Below are 255 nucleotides of genomic sequence, written 5' to 3' on the forward strand. Positions count from 1 at the left end.
GGGGAGATACCTGACAGGTCGGGGTGGCTGCGCTGTGGTGGGCCATGCCGCTGAGGGCGATGGTGAGCGTGGTGGAACAACGCCTCGAGGTGCTGCGCGAAGCCCAGCTACCTGGGCGGTCGGTGGCGCAGGTGTGTGCTCGGCACGGCATCAGCCGGCAAACGTTCTACAACTGGAAAAAGGCCCACGACGCCGAGGGCCTGCCCGGGTTGCTGCCCGCCTCGCGGCGTCCGCACCGCAGTCCCCACCAGCTCG

1 protein-coding gene is annotated in these 255 nt (G+C 69.4%); it reads left to right on the forward strand.

Translation table 11 applies throughout. The annotated features are described in order from the left end of the window. Positions 1-71 precede the first annotated feature (71 nt). On the forward strand, positions 72-255 hold a 184-nt coding region (locus QSK00_RS30345; RefSeq protein WP_285597278.1), incomplete at its 3' end, for a helix-turn-helix domain-containing protein.

The sequence above is a fragment of the Actinomycetospora sp. NBRC 106378 genome, assembly GCF_030269685.1.
Classification (GTDB): Bacteria; Actinomycetota; Actinomycetes; order Mycobacteriales; family Pseudonocardiaceae; genus Actinomycetospora.